20 protein-coding genes are annotated in these 18,587 nt (G+C 69.2%); 6 read left to right on the top strand and 14 right to left on the bottom strand.

The genetic code is table 11. The features are described 5' to 3' along the window. The first annotated feature begins 132 nt into the window (after positions 1–132). Positions 133–777: a 2-polyprenyl-3-methyl-6-methoxy-1,4-benzoquinone monooxygenase gene (coq7, locus tag ICG51_RS08600; RefSeq protein ID WP_190279978.1), complete on the top strand. Its 645-nt coding sequence runs from the start codon at positions 133–135 to the stop codon at positions 775–777. Positions 778–811: 34 nt separating this feature from the next. On the opposite strand, the gene ICG51_RS08595 is transcribed toward coq7, so the two are convergent. Next, a complete protein-coding gene (locus ICG51_RS08595) occupies positions 812–1,372 on the bottom strand; it encodes a YaeQ family protein (RefSeq protein ID WP_190279977.1) in 561 nt (186 codons plus the stop codon). 114 nt (positions 1,373–1,486) lie between these two features. On the opposite strand from ICG51_RS08595, the gene ICG51_RS08590 reads away from it, so the two are divergent. After that, entirely contained in the window at positions 1,487–2,020 is a 534-nt protein-coding gene (locus ICG51_RS08590) for a hypothetical protein (RefSeq protein WP_223809409.1), read from the top strand. Positions 2,021–2,081: 61 nt separating this feature from the next. Here the strand turns inward: ICG51_RS08590 and speD are convergent, their stop codons facing one another. Then, positions 2,082–2,873, bottom strand: coding sequence for an adenosylmethionine decarboxylase (gene speD, locus ICG51_RS08585; RefSeq protein ID WP_190279976.1), 792 nt, complete (start codon positions 2,871–2,873; stop codon positions 2,082–2,084). A gap of 200 nt (positions 2,874–3,073) precedes the next feature. Between speD and crp the strand changes: the two genes are divergently transcribed. Beyond that, a complete protein-coding gene (gene crp, locus ICG51_RS08580; protein ID WP_190282423.1) occupies positions 3,074–3,727 on the top strand; it encodes a cAMP-activated global transcriptional regulator CRP in 654 nt (217 codons plus the stop codon). Positions 3,728–3,747: 20 nt separating this feature from the next. Continuing rightward, a complete protein-coding gene (locus ICG51_RS08575; protein WP_190279975.1) occupies positions 3,748–4,218 on the top strand; it encodes a GNAT family N-acetyltransferase in 471 nt (156 codons plus the stop codon). Positions 4,219–4,236: 18 nt separating this feature from the next. Here the strand turns inward: ICG51_RS08575 and ICG51_RS08570 are convergent, their stop codons facing one another. The 7 genes from ICG51_RS08570 to ICG51_RS08540 form a co-directional block, all read right to left on the bottom strand. Continuing rightward, positions 4,237–4,959, bottom strand: a complete 723-nt coding sequence (locus ICG51_RS08570) for a haloacid dehalogenase-like hydrolase (protein WP_190279974.1) — start codon at positions 4,957–4,959, stop codon at positions 4,237–4,239. Beyond that, positions 4,956–5,759 (bottom strand): indole-3-glycerol phosphate synthase TrpC, encoded by an 804-nt coding sequence (trpC, locus tag ICG51_RS08565; RefSeq protein WP_190279973.1) that lies wholly within the window; start codon positions 5,757–5,759, stop codon positions 4,956–4,958. The genes ICG51_RS08570 and trpC overlap by 4 nt, the downstream gene beginning before the upstream one ends. Positions 5,760–5,791: 32 nt before the next feature. After that, a complete protein-coding gene (gene trpD / locus ICG51_RS08560) occupies positions 5,792–6,829 on the bottom strand; it encodes an anthranilate phosphoribosyltransferase (RefSeq protein WP_190279972.1) in 1,038 nt (345 codons plus the stop codon). Between the two features lie 2 nt (positions 6,830–6,831). Then, positions 6,832–7,410 (bottom strand): aminodeoxychorismate/anthranilate synthase component II, encoded by a 579-nt coding sequence (locus ICG51_RS08555; protein WP_190279971.1) that lies wholly within the window; start codon positions 7,408–7,410, stop codon positions 6,832–6,834. Between the two features lies 1 nt (position 7,411). Continuing rightward, on the bottom strand, positions 7,412–8,887 hold the full coding sequence (gene trpE / locus ICG51_RS08550) for an anthranilate synthase component I (RefSeq protein WP_190279970.1): 1,476 nt from the start codon (positions 8,885–8,887) through the stop codon (positions 7,412–7,414). 307 nt (positions 8,888–9,194) lie between these two features. Beyond that, on the bottom strand, positions 9,195–9,872 hold the full coding sequence (gene rpe, locus ICG51_RS08545) for a ribulose-phosphate 3-epimerase (RefSeq protein WP_190279969.1): 678 nt from the start codon (positions 9,870–9,872) through the stop codon (positions 9,195–9,197). Further along, complete coding sequence (locus tag ICG51_RS08540; protein WP_190279968.1) at positions 9,869–10,258, bottom strand: DnaJ domain-containing protein; 390 nt, start codon at positions 10,256–10,258, stop codon at positions 9,869–9,871. The genes rpe and ICG51_RS08540 overlap by 4 nt, the downstream gene beginning before the upstream one ends. A 70-nt stretch (positions 10,259–10,328) precedes the next feature. Here ICG51_RS08540 and ICG51_RS08535 point away from each other — a divergent pair, with 70 nt between their 5' ends. Further along, the gene (locus ICG51_RS08535) at positions 10,329–11,225 is read left to right on the top strand and encodes a phosphoribosylaminoimidazolesuccinocarboxamide synthase (RefSeq protein ID WP_190279967.1); all 897 of its coding nucleotides are present in this window, start codon (positions 10,329–10,331) and stop codon (positions 11,223–11,225) included. Between the two features lie 19 nt (positions 11,226–11,244). Here the strand turns inward: ICG51_RS08535 and ICG51_RS08530 are convergent, their stop codons facing one another. The 5 genes from ICG51_RS08530 to dusA all read right to left on the bottom strand — a co-directional run bounded on the left by ICG51_RS08530 (position 11,245) and on the right by dusA (position 15,805). Beyond that, the gene (locus tag ICG51_RS08530) at positions 11,245–12,690 is read right to left on the bottom strand and encodes an ATP-binding protein (protein ID WP_190279966.1); all 1,446 of its coding nucleotides are present in this window, start codon (positions 12,688–12,690) and stop codon (positions 11,245–11,247) included. Between the two features lie 16 nt (positions 12,691–12,706). Continuing rightward, positions 12,707–13,390, bottom strand: a complete 684-nt coding sequence (locus tag ICG51_RS08525; RefSeq protein ID WP_190279965.1) for a response regulator transcription factor — start codon at positions 13,388–13,390, stop codon at positions 12,707–12,709. 39 nt (positions 13,391–13,429) lie between these two features. Beyond that, complete coding sequence (locus tag ICG51_RS14365; RefSeq protein ID WP_345776125.1) at positions 13,430–13,711, bottom strand: hypothetical protein; 282 nt, start codon at positions 13,709–13,711, stop codon at positions 13,430–13,432. A gap of 184 nt (positions 13,712–13,895) precedes the next feature. Beyond that, a complete protein-coding gene (locus ICG51_RS08515; RefSeq protein WP_190279964.1) occupies positions 13,896–14,807 on the bottom strand; it encodes an arginine deiminase-related protein in 912 nt (303 codons plus the stop codon). Continuing rightward, a complete protein-coding gene (gene dusA / locus ICG51_RS08510) occupies positions 14,804–15,805 on the bottom strand; it encodes a tRNA dihydrouridine(20/20a) synthase DusA (protein WP_223809407.1) in 1,002 nt (333 codons plus the stop codon). Before dusA ends, ICG51_RS08515 begins: the two co-directional genes overlap by 4 nt. Positions 15,806–15,890: 85 nt before the next feature. Between dusA and acnD the strand changes: the two genes are divergently transcribed. Then, complete coding sequence (gene acnD / locus ICG51_RS08505; protein WP_190282421.1) at positions 15,891–18,506, top strand: Fe/S-dependent 2-methylisocitrate dehydratase AcnD; 2,616 nt, start codon at positions 15,891–15,893, stop codon at positions 18,504–18,506. Positions 18,507–18,587: the final 81 nt, after the last annotated feature.

Genomic DNA, 18,587 nt, shown 5'->3' with positions numbered 1-18,587 from the left:
GGAACGGCGCCTCGCGTTGTTTTCCGCGCCGAAGGGACAGGCCCGGGCACGAAAGAAGCGGAATCATACATGCCGCCCCGCCGCAAGGCAAGTCGATCCCTGTCCCGTACGCACACGGCCTAGAATGCGCGGATGGACACGCTACGCCACCTCGGCCCACTGGACCGGCTGCTGGATTCCGCCCAGAACGCCCTCGCCACCGTACTGGGCGCGCCGCGCGCGGAGCGCCGCAACCCAGGCGCCGGCGCCCCGGAAGCCCCGCTGGATGCGGACCAGCGGCGCCACTCCGCCGGATTGATGCGCATCAACCATACCGGCGAAGTCTGCGCGCAGGCGCTGTACATCGGCCAGGCCGCGGTGGCGCGCAATCCCGCCACCCGCGCCCACCTGCTGGAAGCCGCGCAGGAGGAAACCGACCACCTGGCCTGGTGCGCCGACCGCCTGCGCGAGTTGGACAGCCGGCCCAGCCTGCTCAATCCGCTCTGGTACGCCGGCAGCTGGGCGATCGGCGCGGCGGCCGGGCTGCGCGGCGATGGCTGGAATCTGGGCTTCGTGGTCGAAACCGAGCGCCAGGTCGAGGCGCACCTTGCCGAACATCTGCAGACCCTGCCGGAAGCCGACGCGCGCAGCCGCGCGATCCTGTCGGTGATGAAGGACGACGAAGCCCGCCATGCGGACAACGCGCTGGCAGCCGGCGCGCGCCTGCTGCCGCAGCCAATCCCGACGTTGATGGCAACCGCATCGAAACTGATGAAAGCGACGGCCTACCGGCTCTGAGCCCGCGGTTGCGGAACCACGCCCGCCCGCCGACTCAGTCGGGGAGGGCGAGCCCGTCCACCATCCGCATGCGCGGACGCATCGAAATACTGCGCGCGGCATCCATCAACTGCAGCTCGCCATCCTGGATCATCGCGGTCACCCGCATTCCGCGCTCGAGGAACGTGGTCGCCGCCTCCACCGCCGCGTCATCCAGCTCCATCACGGTGAGGTTGCGCAGGCGCGCCAACGCAGGCGCATTGCGCTTCCACCAGGCCTCGGCCGCCTGCCCGCCATAACCCACCACGACCACCTGGGCCGCGCGCCCACTGGCCTTGCGCAGACGGCTCTCGTCCGGCTGGCCGAGCTCGATCCACTGCTGGATGTCGCCGGTGTAGTCGCGTCGCCACAGCGCCGGCTCGTCCTCGTCGCTGAGCCCGCGCCCGAACTCCAGGCGCTCGTCGGCATGCAGTGCGAAGGCCAGCAGCCGCACCAGCAGCCGGGTTTCGGTTTCCGACGGGTGCTGGGCCAGCGTGAGCGCATGGCTGGCGTAGTAGTGGCGGTCGAGGTCGGTGACCTGCAGCTCGACCTTGTAGATGGTGGCGTTGGCGGCCATGGCGCGTCCTCGGGCCACTCGGCCGGTTTGGGGTGCGCCATTCTACGGGCACCCCGTCGCGGGCCCGCCGATGCGACGTATGCTGCGAGACTGAACGCAGACAGGAGCGGCGCGATGGCCAGCCACGACTACGATCCCGACGACAATTTCGGCCACGCCTTCCCCCGCCATGTCGAAACGGACGACGACGACGCGCTGGACGTGGTCGCGTGGCAGTTCCTGCTGCTGGTCAATCCGAACGACGAGGACGCGGCGCTGCAGCAGTTCGCCGCGTTCCGCGCCGCGCTGGAGGAGGCCGGCGGGGACGCCGATCCGGCGGCACTGCTACGCGACGTGATCGACTGGAAGGCCGGCTTCCACGTCGGCGAGGACGACGCGGCGGGCCTGATGGACGCGCTGGACGAACTGGCCTCGCGCTGGCGCCAGCGGATCGACTGGGGGCTGGACGACGACGCGGACGCAGTGCCCGATACCGACGCCGTGCTGCAGACGGCCTTCGTCCAGCTGCGCGAACGCCACTACAGCCTGTGGACGGCCGAAACCGGCGAGGCCACCCTGTCCGGCTGGATCACCCACGAGCGCGACGAGGAGGCGATGCAGCTGGTCGCCGGCGCACTGGGACTGTCCGCAAGGCCCGGCATCGGCTGAGGCCCGGCAACGCAAAAGCCGGCTTGCGCCGGCTTTTGCAGACCCGCCAAACCGATCGGCTTCAGTCGACCAGGTTGCGGCCGTGGTAGAGCTCCTCGATCTCGCGCTTGAGCCGCGCCTCGATCTTCATGCGCTCCTTGAACGACAGGTTGCGCGCCTTCTCCTCGAACAGGTACTGGTCGAGGTCGAAGTCCTTCAGGTGCATCTTGGTGTGGAACATGTTCTCCTGGTAGACATTCACGTCGAGCATTTCGTAGCGCGCGCGGATGTTCTTGGCCAGGTAGTCCTGGATCGAATTGATCTTGTGGTCGATGAAGTGCTTGCGGCCCTTCACGTCGCGGGTGAAGCCGCGCACGCGGTAGTCCATCACCACGATGTCGGATTCCAGCGACTCGATCAGGTAGTTCAGCGCCTTCAGCGGCGAGATCACGCCGCAGGTGGACACGTCGATGTCGGCGCGGAAGGTGGCGATGCCGTTGTCCGGGTGCGTCTCCGGGTAGGTGTGCACGGTGATGTGCGACTTGTCGAGGTGCGCGACCACCGCGTCGGAGATCACGCCCTTGGCGTCGGCCTTGTCGATGACCGGCTGCTCGGAGATCAGGATCGTCACCGAAGCACCCTGCGGGTCGTAGTCCTGGCGGGCGATGTTCAGGATGTTCGCGCCGATGATCTCCGCCACGTCGGTGAGGATCTGGGTGAGGCGGTCGGCGTTGTATTCCTCGTCGATGTACTCGATGTAGCGCCTGCGCTCGTCTTCCGACGCCGCATAGCAGACGTCGTAGATGTTGAAGCTGAGCGACTTGGTGAGGTTGTTGAAGCCTTGCAGCTTCAGGCGCGGCAGCGGTTTGACCACGGCATTTGCATCCGGCGGGAACGGGGACAGGGCGGCGATTATGCGGCAAAGCGCGCAACCGCGCGTGCAGGCGCGCCCGCGTGGCCCGGCGGCCGGCAGCCCCGAAGCGGCTCCATAGTTTGCCCGCCGTCACGGTTCGGCCTAAGCTTGGCTATTCCAGAATGTCCGCCTGAATGAGCAGCAAAGCCCCCAAGACCGCCATGCCGCGCGCATTCAACCCGCTTGGCGCCGACGTCGAGACGATCGAGCGCTTCATTGCCAGCTGCCATCGGCGCAAGTACCCGGCGCGCACGGAGGTGTTCCACCCGGGCGATCCCGCGAGCACGCTCTACTACATCATCTCCGGCTCGGTGAGCATCACCACCCGCGAGGATGATGACCGGGAGCTGGTGCTGGGCTACGTGGGGCCGGGCGAATTCGTCGGCGAAATGGGCCTGTTCGTGGAGACCGAACAGCGGTTTGTGGCGCTGCGCACGCGCACCCCCTGCGAGCTGGCGGAGATCAGCTACGAGCGCCTGCAGGCGCTGCTGGCGGCGCAGGCCAACGACGCCACCCGGCTGCTGTATTCGATCGGCGCGCAGATCAGCCAGCGCCTGCTCGACACCAGCCGCAAGGCAGGCCGGCTGGCCTTCCTCGACGTCACCGACCGCATCTATCGCACCCTGTTCGACCTGTCGCGCGAGCCCGAGGCGATGACCCATCCGCTGGGTACCCAGCTGCGCGTGTCGCGGCAGGAGCTGGCACGGCTGGTGGGCTGCTCGCGCGAGATGGCCGGGCGCGTGCTGAAGAAGCTGCAGGCCGACGGCAAGCTGCACGCCCGCGGCAAGACCGTGGTGGTCTACGGCACCCGCTAGAACCAAGGAGCAGTCCGCGCATGAGCCACGCATTCTCCCCCGGCCACCATGCCCTGGACGTCGATCTGCGCAACGTGGTGCCGGCCGATGCCGACGACGTCGCGCACCTGCTGGCAGAACTGGGCTATCCCTGCGACCTCGCCGACGCTTCCGAGCGGGTCAGCGCGATCCTTGCGAACGACCGCCAGGCACTGGTGCTGGCGCGCCGCAACGGCGCGGTATGCGGGTTGGTGGCGCTGGACTTCATGTATTACCTGCCGCTGGGCACCACCACCTGCCGCGTGACCGCACTGGTCGTGACCACCAGCGCGCAGGGCATGGGCATCGGCCGCCACCTGCTGAAGGAGGCCGAGCGCCGCGCCCGCGCCGGCGGCGCCGCGCGCATCGAGCTGACCTCGGGCGCGCAGCGCACCGAGGCGCACGCGTTCTACCAGGCCTGCGGCTACAGCGGCAGCTCGGTGCGTTTCGTCAAAGCCCTGGGCTCGGCCTGAGCGCAGCCGCCACTGCGGCTAGCGCGCAGGGTCGCCGGCGCGACCGGGGCAGCCCCAGTTGAGGATCGGCGTGCCGGGCGGCAGCACCCGCCGGAACATCGCCACCCGCGCCGCCTTCGGGTTCACCACCACCGGCTTTTCGGCCGCCTGCAGCAACGGCAGGTCGGCACTGCTGTCCGAATAGGCGCTGGCCACCGGTCCCGCATAGCCGGCGGCGCGGATCATGGTCATCTTCATCGCGAAGTGGCAGTGGCGCAGTGCGCCCATCCCGCCCAACTTCGGCCCCAGCAGGGTGCCGATCACCGGCACGTCCTCGTGCGCGACAAAGGCCAGGATCGCCCGCGCCAGCTCCGGCGGCGCGCCAGTCGCCACCAGCACCATGTCGCCACGCGCGCGGTGCTGGTGGAACACGTCCAGCGCCAGCGGCAGCAGCCGCGCCTTGATCGCCTCCGCGTGGATGACGATATAGCGGTCGATCAACGCATCCAGCGCGGCGCGATCGCGCACGCCCAGCGTGCCGACCCACACGAACACCGAGATGCCGGCGCGACGCGTCGGAAGCCACGCCACCATCGGCCCGGCGACCGGCGCGACCAGCAGCGCCAGCAGCACCCGCCACCAGTGGCGCTCGATCAGCCACTTGAACAGGTGGCTGCCGGAGTCGCCGTCGTAGAGGGTGTGGTCGAAATCGAACACCACCAGCGGCGCATCGTCTTGCGGCAGCGGATAGCGCTGGCTCATGCGCTCGCCCCGCCATCGAACAGCCCGCGCAGCGCCACGCCCGGATCGGGCTGGCGCATGAATGCCTCGCCGACCAGGAACGCATGCACGCCGGCGTCGCGCATCAGCGCCACGTCGGGGGGGGCAAGGATGCCGCTCTCGGTGACCAGCAGGCGATCCGCTGGCACCATCGCCTTGAGATCCAGCGTGGTCTGCAGCGACACCTCGAACGTCTTGAGGTTGCGGTTGTTGATGCCAAGCAGCCGCGCCGGCACCGGCAGCGCGCGCTCCAACTCGTCCAGGTCATGCACCTCCAGCAGCACGTCCATGCCCAGCTCCGCCGCGGCGAAGGCGAACTCGGACAGCTGTGCATCATCCAGCGCGGCGGCGATCAGCAGCACGCAGTCGGCACCCAGCACACGCGCCTCGTACAGCTGCCAGGGATCAACGATGAAGTCCTTGCGCAGCACCGGCAGCGCGCAGGCGGCGCGCGCCTGCTGCAGGTAGGCATCGCTGCCCTGGAAGAAGTCGACGTCGGTCAGCACCGACAGGCAGGCCGCGCCACCTACCTCGTAGCTGCGGGCGATCGCGACCGGATCGAAATCGGCGCGGATCACGCCCTTCGACGGACTGGCCTTCTTCACCTCGGCGATCACCGCCGCCTGTCCGGCCGCGATTTTCGCGGCGACGGCGTCGGCAAAGCCGCGCAGCGGCGGCGCGCTCGCGGCGCGGGTCTTCAGTTCGAACAGCGAGACCTGTTCGCGGCGGGCGGCCACTTCTTCGTGCTTGCGGCGCAGGATGGTGTCGAGGATGGTGCTCAAGGACGGTCTTCCGGATGGAGGGGTGCGTGGCGTCAATCCGTCGCGGCCAGCGCGCGGCTGGTGGCGACGTACTGCTGCATGCGCGCGCGCGCGCTGCCGTCGGCGATGGCCGCGCGGGCGCGGGCCAGGCCATCGGCGATGCTGTCGGCCACGCCGGCCACGTACAGCGCCGCGCCGGCGTTGAGCGCGACGATGTCGTGCGCCGGGCCGGGCTGGTTGTCCAGCACCGCGCGCAGCATGGCGATGGATTCGGCCGGGTCGGCCACCTTCAGGTTGCGGCTGGCCGACATCGCTATGCCGAAATCCTCGGGATGGATCTCGTATTCGCGCACCTTGCCGTCGCGCAGTTCGCCCACCAGCGTGCCGGCGCCCAGCGAGATCTCGTCCATGTTGTCGCGCCCCCACACCACCAGCGCGCGCTCGGCGCCCAGCTCGTGCAGCACACGCGCCTGGATGCCGACCAGGTCCGGGTGGAACACGCCCATCAGGATGCTGGTGGCGCCCACCGGGTTGGTCAGCGGCCCGAGGATGTTGAAGATCGTGCGCACGCCCATCTCGCGACGGACCGGCGCCACCACCTTCATCGCCGGGTGGTGGATCGGCGCGAACATGAAGCCGATGCCGACCTCCTCGATCGCGCGCGCGACCTGCGCCGGCTGCAGTTCGATCGCCGCGCCCAGCGCCTCCAGTGCATCGGCGCTGCCGGACTTCGACGACACGCTGCGGTTGCCGTGCTTGGCCACCCGCGCGCCGGCCGCGGCGACCACGAACATCGCGCAGGTGGAGATGTTGAACGTGTGCGAACCATCGCCACCGGTGCCGACGATGTCGACCAGCCGGGTCTTGTCGGCCACCTCCACCGGCCGAGCGAACTCGCGCATGACGGTGGCGGCGCCGGCGATTTCGCCGACCGTTTCCTTCTTCACCCGAAGCCCGGTGAGGATGGCCGAGGTCAGCGCCGGCGACACTTCGCCACGCATGATCTGGCGCATCAGGTCGACCATTTCGTCGAAGAAGATCTCGCGGTGTTCGATGGTGCGCTGCAGGGCTTCCTGCGGGGTGATGGGCATGGTCAACGCTCCAGGAAGTTCTTCAGCAGCGCGTGGCCGTGCTGGGTGAGGATGGATTCGGGATGGAACTGCACGCCTTCCACCGGATGTTCGCGGTGGCGCAGGCCCATCAGCTCCTCCACGCTGCCGTCGTCGTTCTCGGTCCAGGCGGTCACTTCCAGGCAGTCGGGCACGCTGGTCTTTTCCACCACCAGCGAGTGGTAGCGGGTGGCCTCGAACGGCGTCGGCAGGCCGGCGAACACGCCTTTTCCTTCATGGTGGATGGGCGAGGTCTTGCCGTGCATGATCCGCCCCGCGCGCACCACCCTGCCGCCATACACCTGCCCCAGCGCCTGGTAGCCCAGGCACACGCCGAACACCGGGATGCGCGGGCCCAGCTCGCGCAGCACGTCCAGCGAGACACCGGCTTCATTCGGCGTGCACGGCCCCGGCGAAATCACGATCCTGTCGGGCGCAAGCGCCTCGATCTCCGCCACGCTGAGCGCGTCGTTGCGCTCCACCCGCACCTCCGCGCCCAGCTCCTGCAGGTACTGCACGAGGTTGAAGGTGAAGCTGTCGTAGTTGTCGATCATCAGCAGCATGTCAGAGCCCCTTCGCCGCCTGCGCGACCGCGCGGAACAGCGCGCGGCCCTTGTTCATGGTTTCGTCCCATTCCTTCTGCGGGTCGGAATCGAACACGATGCCGGCGCCGGCCTGCACGTGCAGGCGGCCGTCCTGGATCACCGCTGTGCGGATGGCGATCGCGGTATCGGCGTCTCCATGCCAGCCGATGTAGCCGATCGCGCCGGCATAGACGTTGCGCTTGACCGGCTCCAGCGCGCGGATGATTTCCAGCGCGCGGATCTTGGGCGCGCCGGACACGGTGCCGGCGGGGAAGGTGGCACGCAGCACGTCGGCGTAACTCAGCCCCTCCTGCAGGCGGCCGGTCACTTCGCTGACGATGTGCATGACGTGGCTGTAGCGCTCGATCACGAAGCGCTCGCCTACTTCCACGCTGCCCGGCCGGGCGACATGGCCGACATCGTTGCGGCCGAGATCGATCAGCATCAGGTGCTCGGCGCGCTCCTTCGGATCGGCGAGCAGCTCGGCTTCCAGCGCCAGGTCTTCCTCCACCGTGCGGCCGCGCGGACGTGTGCCGGCGATCGGGCGCACCGTCACCTTGCCATCCTGCAGGCGCGCCAGGATCTCCGGCGACGAGCCCACCACCTGGGTGCCGCCGACGTCGAGGAAATACATGTACGGCGACGGGTTCAGCGCGCGCAGCGCGCGGTATACATCCACCGGGCGCGCATGGAATGGCACGCTCATGCGCTGGCTCAGCACCACCTGGAAGGCGTCGCCGGCACGGATGTAGTCCTGCACCTGCGCCACCGCATCGATGAAGCCCTCGCGGGTGAAGCCGCTGACGAAATCGGCTTCGTCCAGCGCCGCCGGCTGCAGGGTTTCCGGATACGGGGCGCCGCCGTGGCGCAGGCGGTGGGCAAATGCGTCCAGCCTGCGGTTGGCGCGCGCCCACGCCTGCGGCTCGCGCGGGTCGGCGTGCACGATCAGGTACAGCCGGCCCTTGAGGTTGTCGAACACCGCCAGCTCGTCGCTGAGCATCAGCAGGATGTCGGGCGTACCCAGCTCGTCGGGTTTCGCATTGGCCGCCAGCCGCGGCTCGATGTATTCGATGCACTCGAAGCCGAACCACCCCACCAGCCCGCCGGTGAAACCGGGCAGGCCGGCGATCTCCGGCACCTTGTGCATCGCGCGCAGGCGCTCGACTTCCGCCAGCGGGTCGGCAACGGTGCGGGTTTCCACCACCTCGCCGTGTTCGCGCACGGCAAGCCCATGGCCGCGGAACTCGTAGACCCTGCGCGCGGGCAGGCCGATGATCGAATAGCGGCCGAAGCGCTCGCCGCCCTCCACCGATTCGAACAGGTAGGTATGCGGGCCGTCGGCCAGCTTCAGGTAGACGGACAGCGGGGTATCGAGGTCGGACAGCACCTCGCGCACCACCGGGACAAGGGTGTAGCCGTCAGAAGCGTACTGGTCGAACTGGGCGTGCGTGGTCACGGAGGACGTCCTTCGAAAGATGCGTGCAGGCGAACGGGGCGGCATTGCCACGCCACCATCGCCAGCTGTGCTCGAAAGACGGGTTCGCCCGGTTCATCGGGCAACTTTAGCCGCAACCCGGCGCGCCATGCAAACCACTTTCCGTCATGTCCATGTCACAGCCTGGCGTCAGCATTGAAGGCCATCGCAGGGACGAAGGACGGGCAGGACGCCCACGCATTCCGCCGGTGCCGCAGCCGCGGCGCCGGCAGTTCCACCAGTCTCAACGGCGGCTGCAAACCCAGGCTTCGCCCGTGCCGCGCCGGGCTCAACGCGCGGCAACCACCGCCTGCTTCATCGCCGCGATCGTCGCGGCATAGTCCGGCTTGCCGAAGATCGCGCTGCCGGCGACGAAAGTGTCGGCGCCGGCTTTCGCGATCTCGCCGATGTTGTCCGGCTTCACCCCGCCGTCGATCTCGAGGCGGACCGGTCGGCCGCTGGCATCGATCATGTCCCGCACCTTGCGCAGCTGCTTGAGCGCGGAGGGGATGAACGATTGCCCGCCGAAGCCGGGGTTCACCGACATCAGCAACACGTAGTCGATCTCGTCCAGCATCGTGTCCAGCACGTCCAGCGAGCTGGCCGGATTGAACACCAGCCCGGCCTGGCAGCCCTTCGACTTGATCAGCTGCACGCTGCGGTGGACGTGCTTGCTGGCCTCGGGGTGGAAGCTGATGTGGCTGGCACCGGCGTCGGCGAACATCGGGATCAGGCCGTCGACCGGCTCCACCATCAGGTGCACGTCGATCGGGGCGGTCACGCCGTGCTTGCGCAGCGCCTCGCAGACCAGCGGGCCGATGGTCAGGTTGGGCACGTAATGGTTGTCCATCACGTCGAAGTGCACCCAGTCGGCGCCGGCGGCCAGCACGTTGTCCACTTCCTCGCCCAGCCTGGCGAAATTGGCGGACAGGATGGACGGGGCAATGACGGTGGATTGCGTGCTCATTTCTTTCTCAGCTTCTGGATGCGGTCGTAGGCGGCGTTGATCTCGCGTGACTTGGTCTCGGCGAGCTTCTGCAGGTCGGGCGCGGCGCCGGCCACGCGGTCGGGGTGGTACTGGCCCATCATCCGGCGGTAGGCGCGGTCGATCTCGGCGTCGCTGGCGGTTTCGGGCAGGTCGAACACCCGGTAGGCCCAGTCCACGTCGGCGTTGCCGCCGCTGGCGGCCTGCTGCTCCTGGCGCGGCCGGCGCTTTTCTCCGCGCCGCGGCGGCGTGAACCAGTCGTGGTCGAAGGCATAGCCCACCAGCAGGCCCAGCAGGCCGCCCACCGGGTGGCGCAGCAGCAGCCAGCCGGCGATGAAGCCCAGGAATTGTCCGTACCAGCGTCGCATCCGCGCAGTTTACAGGGCCGCGGGGCGGCGCCGGCCTTAAACTAGGCGCCCCACCGCAGCGCGCATCGCCATGGCCACCACCCTGCTCCAGTCCGACCTGCCCGGCCTGAACCTGATCCACCGCGGCAAGGTCCGCGACGTGTTCGACCTCGGCGATGGCCACCTGCTGATGGTGGCCACCGACCGCCTGAGCGCGTTCGACGTGGTGCTCCCCGATCCGATCCCCGGCAAGGGCGAGATGCTCTGCCAGATCAGCAATTTCTGGTTCGACAAGACCCGCCACATCATCGCCAACCACCTGACCGGGATCGACGTCGCCAGCGTGCTGCCGGCCGGCGTGGACGCCGCGCTGTACGCCAGCCGCGCAGTGGTGACCAAGAAGCTCAAGCCCGTCCCTGTGGAATGCATCGCCCGCGGCTACATCATCGGCAGCGGCTGGAAGGACTACCAGCGCACCGGCGCGATCAGCGGCATCGCCCTGCCTGCCGGCCTGCAGCAGGCGCAGCAGCTGGCCGAGCCGATCTTCACCCCGTCCACCAAGGCGGCGGTGGGGGACCACGACGAGAACATCGATTTCGCCGCCGCGGTCAACCTGGTCGGCCGCGAACAGGCCGAAGCGGTGCGCGGCGCCACGCTCGCGATCTACGCCTTCGCCCGCGACTACGCCGCGCAGCGCGGGATCATCCTGGCCGACACCAAGTTCGAGTTCGGTACCGACGAGGACGGCAAGCTGTACGTGATGGACGAGATGCTGACCCCGGATTCCAGCCGCTACTGGCCCGCCGACGAGTACGCCGTCGGCACCAGCCCGCCCAGCTACGACAAGCAGTTCGTGCGCGACTATCTGGAAACGCTGGACTGGAACAAGACCGCGCCCGGGCCGAAGCTGCCCGCCGAGGTCATCGGAAAAACCCGCGCCAAGTACGCCGAAGCGCTGCAGAAACTCGCCGGCATCAGCATCGACTGAACCAGCGGTCCCGGCGCGGTTACAGCCCGCCGGGCAACTCGGCCTCGAAGCGCGCGCCGCCCAGCTCCTGCGAGCGCCCCACGCGCAGCTGGCCGCGGTAGCTCTTGAGGATGTCCTGCACGATCGACAGGCCGATGCCGTGGCCCTGCACGCGCTCGTCGCCGCGCACGCCGCGCTGCAGGACGTAGGCGATGCGGTCTTCGGCGATGCCGGGGCCGTCGTCCTCCACCGCGATCAGCAGCCCGGCGCGGCGGCCGGGCACCTGCGGGCCTTCCGCCACGGTCAGCAGCACGCGGGATTTCGCCCACTTGAAGGCGTTCTCCAGCAGGTTGCCCAACAGCTCCTGCAGGTCGCCGGTCTCGCCATGGAAGCGGGCCTCCGGCGCGATCTCGAACTCGCACAGCACGCCCTTGGCCGCATAGACCTTTTCCAGGCCGACCACGATCTGCTCGGCCTGCGGCTCGACCTCGATCGGTGCGGAGAACAGCTGGTGACCGGAGCGCGCCGCGCGCGCCAGCTGGTAGCCCACCAGGTCGTTCATGCGGCGCAGCTGCGCATCCACCTCGCTGCGCAGCTCGGCCTCGCCGGTGTCCGCGTCCAGCCGCGAGCGCAGCACCGCCAGGGGCGTCTTCAGGCTGTGCGCCAGGTCGGCCAGCGTGTTGCGCTGACGTTCCAGGTTCTCGCGCTCGCTCTGGATGAAGGCATTGATGCTGTCGGTCAGCGGCTCGAGTTCGCGCGGATGCGCCTCGCTCATGCCGGCGGCCGCACCCGCCTGCACCCGCTTGAGCTCGCCGATCACGTCGCGCAACGGGCGCAGGCTCCAGCGCAGGACCAGCATCTGCAGCAGCAACAGGACCACGCCGGCGCCGCCCAGGTACCACCACAGCGCGGCACGGAACGCAGACACTTGCCGGCCCAGCGCGGTGGTGTCCTCGAGGATGTAGACGGTGTAGGGAATCTCGCGTTCGCCGGCTTCATCGCTGAAGGCCAGGCCGTAACCGTAGCGGTAGACCTCGCCCGGCGCGCCGCTGATGCGGGTGAACGGCAGCGGCCCTTCGAAGACCTGCCGGCCGGGCTCCAGCAGGGCGCCACCGGGCAGACGCGGACCCTGCGCCGAATCCGATTCCCAGCGGCCGGTCGCCAGCACGATCTGCGCGTACAGACCGCTGCCCGGACGCTTGAATCGCGAATCAGGCGGATCCCAGGGGGGGATCACGGTGCCGTCGCGGGCGAAATCGCTGCCCGCGTAGGCCAGCGCGTAGCTGTGCAGGCGCTCGCGCATGCCGCTCTGGGCGGTGCTCTGGAATGCGCGGTCGAGGGCGTAGCCGGCCAGTGCCAGGAAGGCGATCACGCCGAGGCTGGCCGCCCACAGCTGCCGCGACTGCAGCGAGCGCGGCTGGGCGATGCGCAGGCGCCGCACGCGCCGCGGCGCGGCGGAGTCGGGCTCGGCGGGTGCGGGGGTCATGCGCCTGCGCGCGGGGTCACTCGCCGCTGCGCGCGATGGCGAAGCGGTAACCGCGGCCGCGGACGGTCTCGATCGGCTTCAGTTCACCGTCCGGGTCCAGCTTCTTGCGCAGGCGGCCGATGAAGACTTCCAGCACGTTGGAATCGCGGTCGAAATCCTGCTGGTAGATGTGCTCGGTGAGATCGGCCTTCGAGACCAGCTCGCCAGCATGCATCATCAGGTACTCGAGCACCTTGTATTCGTAGCTGGTCAGGTCGACGTTGCTGCCGTTGACGCTGACCGTCTGCGCGGCCAGGTCCAGCACCACCGGCCCGCACTCCAGCGTCGGCTTGCTCCAGCCGGCGGCGCGGCGCACCAGCGCGTTGATGCGCGCCAGCAGCTCCTCGACGTGGAACGGCTTGACCAGATAGTCGTCGGCGCCCTGCTTGAGCCCATCGACCTTGTCCTGCCAGCTGGAACGAGCGGTCAGGATCAGCATCGGAAACTTCTTGCCTTCGTCGCGCAGCGCGCGGATCAGCTCCATGCCACTCATCTTCGGCAGGCCGAGGTCGATGATGCCGACGTCGAACGGCACCTCGCGGCCCATGTACAGGCCTTCCTCGCCATCCTGCGCGGCATCCACGGCATAGCCCTCGCGCTTCAGGCGCGCTGCCAGGGTTTCACGGAGCGGAGCTTCGTCTTCGACGAGCAGGATACGCATGGTCACTCCTTGGGAATGGTCGAAAGGGGCGGCTTGGGCTTACTCGTCGTCATTCTGCGGACGCGGCGGTGAAGGACGATCGCGACGCGCCGGGTCCTGCATGAACACCCGCACCCGGCCCTGGTCGTCCACCACTTTGACCCGGTGCATGTCGCGGCCGTCGAACTGGATGCGCTCGGCCGACAGGACTTCGCCACGGGTATTGCGCTCGACCCGCCGCACGGCGTCCGACAGGCTGACGCGCGGCGCCTGTTGCAGCTCGCGCTCCGGCCCGCGATCGCGGTCGCGATCACGCGGCGACGGCGGCGCCTGCTGTGCCATCGCCAGCGACGACGCGGTCAGCAGGACAGCGGCGAACAGGTTGGGCAGTGCGGTCGGAATGCGGGGCATGGCGTGACTGGCAGTGGAAGGCAGGTACGGGTGCATTCTTGGAACCAGGGGGTGAATCAGCCCTGAAGTTTCCTGAACAGGATAGCGCGGCGTTCAGACTCCTGCCTGCCCCTGGTCAGAACAGCTCGCCGATGCAGCAGCGCAGGGAACCACCGGCCGCCTCGATCGCCTCCAGCTCGACCGCCTCGACGCGGAATCCGGCCGCGGCCAGCAAGGCTCGGTGCGCCGGCGACAGCGCCCTCTCCGCCGCCGCGCTCATCCACACCGTATCCGCAGACAGGGCGATGCAGTTGGCGACGAAGGCGGCGTGTTCGGCGGCGTTGCAGGCCACCGCGTGGGGCGCGTACAGGGCGGCGATGGCGTCGGCTACCGCCGGCTCGGCGAAACCTGCCGGACAGACCACCGCCGCGCGCCCGGCCAGCACCGCCAGCACCACGTTGGTGTGGTATTCGCCGGGGGCAAGGTCGAACAACAGGGTGGCGCGCAGGCCGAACGCCTCGTGCATCAGCTTTGCGCCGGCCTCGTCGCAGCGCTCGGACAGGCCGCAGAAGCCCAGCCCGCGGGCGCGGTCGATCACCAGCGCACCGGTCAGCTCGCAGGCATGCGGCTGGGTGGAGAGGTCGATTTCCTGCCGGCCCAGCACGTCGCGGAAGAACGCGCGGATGTCGCTGCGCGCGGCTTCGCGCTGGCGCACTTCGTGGCGCATGCGGCCGACGACATAGCGTCCGGGCGCGGTGCCGAACACGTTGTTGGGGAACAGCGCATCGGGGGTGTCGGGACTGCCGGCGAAGCAGACCGTCGGCAGCACCGCCGACAGCGCGCGCTGCAGTTCGCGGTGCTGGGCCGAGGCGCGGGCGGCGTCGAACGCCGCGGCATCGGCCATGTAGGCGTTGTCACGCGCCGACTGCTCGGCCAGGCGGAAACCATCCGGCGCGACCAGGAAAGCGGCGCGCGCGGTGGCCGGGCCGAAGTCGGGCGCAGCGGCACGGGCAAGCGCGAGGAACGCGTCGGCATCGCGGGTGATCATGTCGGCAAGGGCTCGCGTTCGGTCTGTGACAGGGCCTGTTCGACCAGCGACCAGTCGGCACCGGGCCGGTGCGCGCCTTCGCTGAGGACCTGCCGGAAAGCGCGTCCACCAGGCTGGCCGGCGAACAGCCCCAGCAGGTGACGGGTGATGTGCTTGAGGAACACGCCCTTGGCGAGCTGCGCCTCGACGTAGGGGCGATAGGCCCGCAGCAGCTCGGTGCGGGTGCGCAGCGCACCGCCGGAGCAGCGCGCGTCGAGCTGATGCAGCAGGTAGGGCGTGTGATAGGCGGCGCGGCCGAGCATCGCGCCATCGACATGGTCCAGGTGCGCGGTGGCCTCGTCCGCATCGGCGATGCCGCCGTTGACGACCACCTGCAGCCGTGGCCGTTCGCGCTTGAGCCGGTAGGCCCAGTCGTAGCGCAGTGGCGGCACCTCGCGGTTTTCCTTCGGGCTCAGCCCCTTCAGCCAGGCGTTGCGCGCGTGCACCACGAACATCCGGCAGCCGGCGTCGGCAATGGTGTCGATGAAGGCGATGAAACGCTCCCACTCGTGGTCGTCGTCGACGCCCAGCCGGCACTTCACCGTGACCGGCACGCCCGGCACCGCGGCGATCATCGCCGCCACGCTGTCGGCCACCAGCCCCGGCTCGCGCATCAGGCAGGCGCCGAAACGCCCGGCCTGCACGCGATCGGACGGGCAGCCGCAGTTGAGGTTGATCTCGTCATAGCCCCAGTCGGCGCCGATCCGCGCCGCCTGCGCCAGCAGCGCCGGCTCACTGCCGCCCAGCTGCAGCGCCACCGGGTGCTCGCACGGATCCATCGCCAGCAGACGCGCGCGGTCGCCCAGCACCACCGCGTTGGCATGCACCATTTCCGAATACAGCCGCGCGCCGGGCGCCAGCAGCCGGTGGAACACGCGGCAGTGCGAATCCGTCCAATCCATCATCGGGGCGACGGACAGGCGCAACTGGTCGGCGGGAATGGCGGGGGAGGCGTTCACGCCGCGCATTGTACGGAGGCCGGGGCAGGCCCCGCCGCGATGCGCGAGAATAGGCGGTCCGTTCGACCACTGCCTGCCCGCCATGATGAACACCAGCTACCGCAAATACCTGCCCGGCACCGCCCTGGATTATTTCGACGCGCGCGAGGCGGTGGAAGCACTCAAGCCGGGCGCGTGGGCCGAGCTGCCGTACACCGCGCGGGTGCACGCCGAGAACATCGTGCGCAAGGCCGAGCCGACCCGCATCAACGACTACCTGCTGCAGCTGGTCGAACGCCGCCGCGACCTCGACTTCCCGTGGTTCCCGGCGCGGGTGGTCTGCCACGACATCCTCGGCCAGACCGCGCTGGTCGACCTGGCCGGCCTGCGCGAAGCCATCGCCGCGGCCGGCGGCGACCCGGCGCAGGTCAACCCGGTGGTGCCGGTGCAGCTGATCGTGGACCACTCGCTGGCGGTGGAAGCGCCGGGTTTCGACCCGCAGGCGTTCGCCAGGAACCGCGCCATCGAGGACCGTCGCAACGCCGACCGCTTCGATTTCATCGAGTGGTGCCGGCTGGCCTTCGACAACGTTGACGTGATCCCTGCGGGCAACGGGATCATGCACCAGATCAACCTGGAGAAAATGTCGCCGGTGATCTATACCCGCGACGGCGTGGCCTTCCCGGATACCTGCGTGGGCACCGATTCACACACCCCGCACGTGGACGCACTGGGCGTGATCGCCGTGGGCGTGGGCGGGCTGGAAGCGGAAAGCGTGATGCTGGGCCGCGCCTCGATGATGCGCCTGCCCGACATCGTGGCGGTGGAGCTCAGTGGCCGCCCGGGCCCCGGCATCACCGCCACCGACGTGGTGCTGGCGCTGACCGAGTTCCTGCGCCAGCAGAAGGTGGTGGGCGCGTACCTGGAGTTCCGCGGCGAAGGCGCTTCGGCGCTGACCATCGGCGACCGCGCCACGATTTCGAATATGGCCCCGGAGTACGGCGCCACCGCCGCGATGTTCTTCATCGACGGCAACACCCTCGACTACCTGCGCCTGACCGGCCGCGACGATGCCCAGGTGGCGCTGGTGGAAACCTATGCCAAGACCGCCGGCTTCTGGGCCGACGACCTGTTGCACGCGCGCTACGAGCGCACCCTGCATTTCGACCTGTCCAGCGTGACCCGCACGCTGGCGGGGCCCAGCAACCCGCACCGCAGGCTGCCGGTGACGGCGCTGGCCGAGCGTGGCATCGCCGACGAAACCAAGTTGGAGGCCGCGCGCGAGGAAGAGGCCCGCGGCCTGATCCCCGACGGCGCGGTGATCATCGCGGCCATCACCAGTTGCACCAATACCTCCAACCCGCGCAACGTGATCGCCGCCGGCCTGCTGGCGCGCAATGCCAACGCGCGCGGGCTGACCCGCAAGCCGTGGGTGAAGAGCTCGCTGGCGCCCGGCTCGAAGGCGGTGCAGCTGTATCTCGAAGAAGCCAGGCTGCTGCCCGAACTGGAACAGCTGGGCTTCGGCATCGTCGGCTTCGCCTGCACCACCTGCAACGGCATGAGCGGCGCGCTGGACCCGGCCATCCAGAAGGAAGTGATCGAGCGCGACCTGTACGTCACCGCGGTGCTGTCCGGCAACCGCAACTTCGACGGCCGCATCCATCCGTATGCGAAGCAGGCGTTCCTGGCCTCGCCGCCGCTGGTGATCGCCTACGCCATTGCCGGCACCGTGCGCTTCGACATCGAGAAGGATGTGCTGGGCATCGACCGCGATGGCAACGCAGTGCGGCTCAAGGACATCTGGCCGAGCGACGCCGAGATCGACGCGGTGGTGAACGCCAGCGTCAAGCCGGAGCAGTTTCGCCGGGTGTACGAGCCGATGTTCGCGCCGCGCGCGCGCGGCCAGCAGGCAAAGCCGCTGTACGACTGGCGCCCGCAGAGCACCTACATCCGCTGCCCGCCCTATTGGGAAGGCGCGCTGGCGGGCGAGCGCACGCTGGCCGGCATGCGCGCGCTGGCGGTGCTGGGCGACAACATCACCACCGACCACCTGTCGCCGTCCAACGCGATCCTGGCTTCCAGCGCCGCCGGCGAGTACCTGGCGAAGATGGGCCTGCCGGAAGAGGACTTCAATTCCTACGCCACCCACCGCGGCGACCACCTCACCGCGCAGCGCGCCACCTTCGCCAACCCGAAGCTGCTCAACGAGATGGTGCGCAACGACGACGGCAGCGTGCGCCAAGGTTCGCTGGCGCGGATCGAGCCGGAAGGCAAGGTGGTGCGGATGTGGGAGGCGATCGAGACCTACATGGCGCGTCGCCAGCCGCTGGTCATCATCGCCGGCGCCGACTACGGCCAGGGCAGCTCACGCGACTGGGCGGCCAAGGGCGTGCGGCTGGCGGGCGTGGAGGCGATCGTGGCCGAAGGCTTCGAGCGCATCCACCGCACCAACCTCGTCGGCATGGGCGTGCTGCCGCTGCAGTTCCAGCCCGGTACGACCCGGCTGACGCTGGGCATCGACGGCACCGAGAGCTTCGACGTGGCGGGAACGCCGGCGCCGGGCGCGACGCTGACCCTGCGCATCCACCGCCGCGATGGCGAAACCGTCGAGGTGCCGGTCACCTGCCGGCTGGATTCCGACGAGGACGTGCACATCTACGCCGCCGGCGGCGTGCTGCAGCGGTTCGCACAGGATTTCATCGCCGCCAACAGCGCCGGCTGAGTCCCTGGCCGCGCGCAGCAGGCCGGGCCACATGCCCTTGCAATGGGCATGTGGTCGCAGCGACCGCCTTGCGGTTGCCTG

This window comes from Thermomonas sp. XSG (assembly GCF_014678725.1).
Lineage (GTDB): Bacteria > Pseudomonadota > Gammaproteobacteria > Xanthomonadales > Xanthomonadaceae > Thermomonas.
The sequence above is the reverse complement of the archived record's forward strand: the minus strand, read 5'-3'. Positions and strand labels throughout refer to the sequence as shown.

Coding starts and splice junctions, on each gene's coding strand:
- coq7 (WP_190279978.1), top strand. CDS start 133: ATGGACACGCTACGCCACCTCGGCCCACTGGACCGGCTGCTGGATTCC.
- ICG51_RS08595 (WP_190279977.1), bottom strand. CDS start 1,372: ATGGCCGCCAACGCCACCATCTACAAGGTCGAGCTGCAGGTCACCGAC.
- ICG51_RS08590 (WP_223809409.1), top strand. CDS start 1,487: ATGGCCAGCCACGACTACGATCCCGACGACAATTTCGGCCACGCCTTC.
- crp (WP_190282423.1), top strand. CDS start 3,074: ATGCCGCGCGCATTCAACCCGCTTGGCGCCGACGTCGAGACGATCGAG.
- ICG51_RS08575 (WP_190279975.1), top strand. CDS start 3,748: ATGAGCCACGCATTCTCCCCCGGCCACCATGCCCTGGACGTCGATCTG.
- ICG51_RS08570 (WP_190279974.1), bottom strand. CDS start 4,959: ATGAGCCAGCGCTATCCGCTGCCGCAAGACGATGCGCCGCTGGTGGTG.
- trpD (WP_190279972.1), bottom strand. CDS start 6,829: ATGCCCATCACCCCGCAGGAAGCCCTGCAGCGCACCATCGAACACCGC.
- ICG51_RS08555 (WP_190279971.1), bottom strand. CDS start 7,410: ATGCTGCTGATGATCGACAACTACGACAGCTTCACCTTCAACCTCGTG.
- rpe (WP_190279969.1), bottom strand. CDS start 9,872: ATGAGCACGCAATCCACCGTCATTGCCCCGTCCATCCTGTCCGCCAAT.
- ICG51_RS08540 (WP_190279968.1), bottom strand. CDS start 10,258: ATGCGACGCTGGTACGGACAATTCCTGGGCTTCATCGCCGGCTGGCTG.
- ICG51_RS08535 (WP_190279967.1), top strand. CDS start 10,329: ATGGCCACCACCCTGCTCCAGTCCGACCTGCCCGGCCTGAACCTGATC.
- ICG51_RS08530 (WP_190279966.1), bottom strand. CDS start 12,690: ATGACCCCCGCACCCGCCGAGCCCGACTCCGCCGCGCCGCGGCGCGTG.
- ICG51_RS08525 (WP_190279965.1), bottom strand. CDS start 13,390: ATGCGTATCCTGCTCGTCGAAGACGAAGCTCCGCTCCGTGAAACCCTG.
- ICG51_RS14365 (WP_345776125.1), bottom strand. CDS start 13,711: ATGGCACAGCAGGCGCCGCCGTCGCCGCGTGATCGCGACCGCGATCGC.
- ICG51_RS08515 (WP_190279964.1), bottom strand. CDS start 14,807: ATGATCACCCGCGATGCCGACGCGTTCCTCGCGCTTGCCCGTGCCGCT.
- acnD (WP_190282421.1), top strand. CDS start 15,891: ATGAACACCAGCTACCGCAAATACCTGCCCGGCACCGCCCTGGATTAT.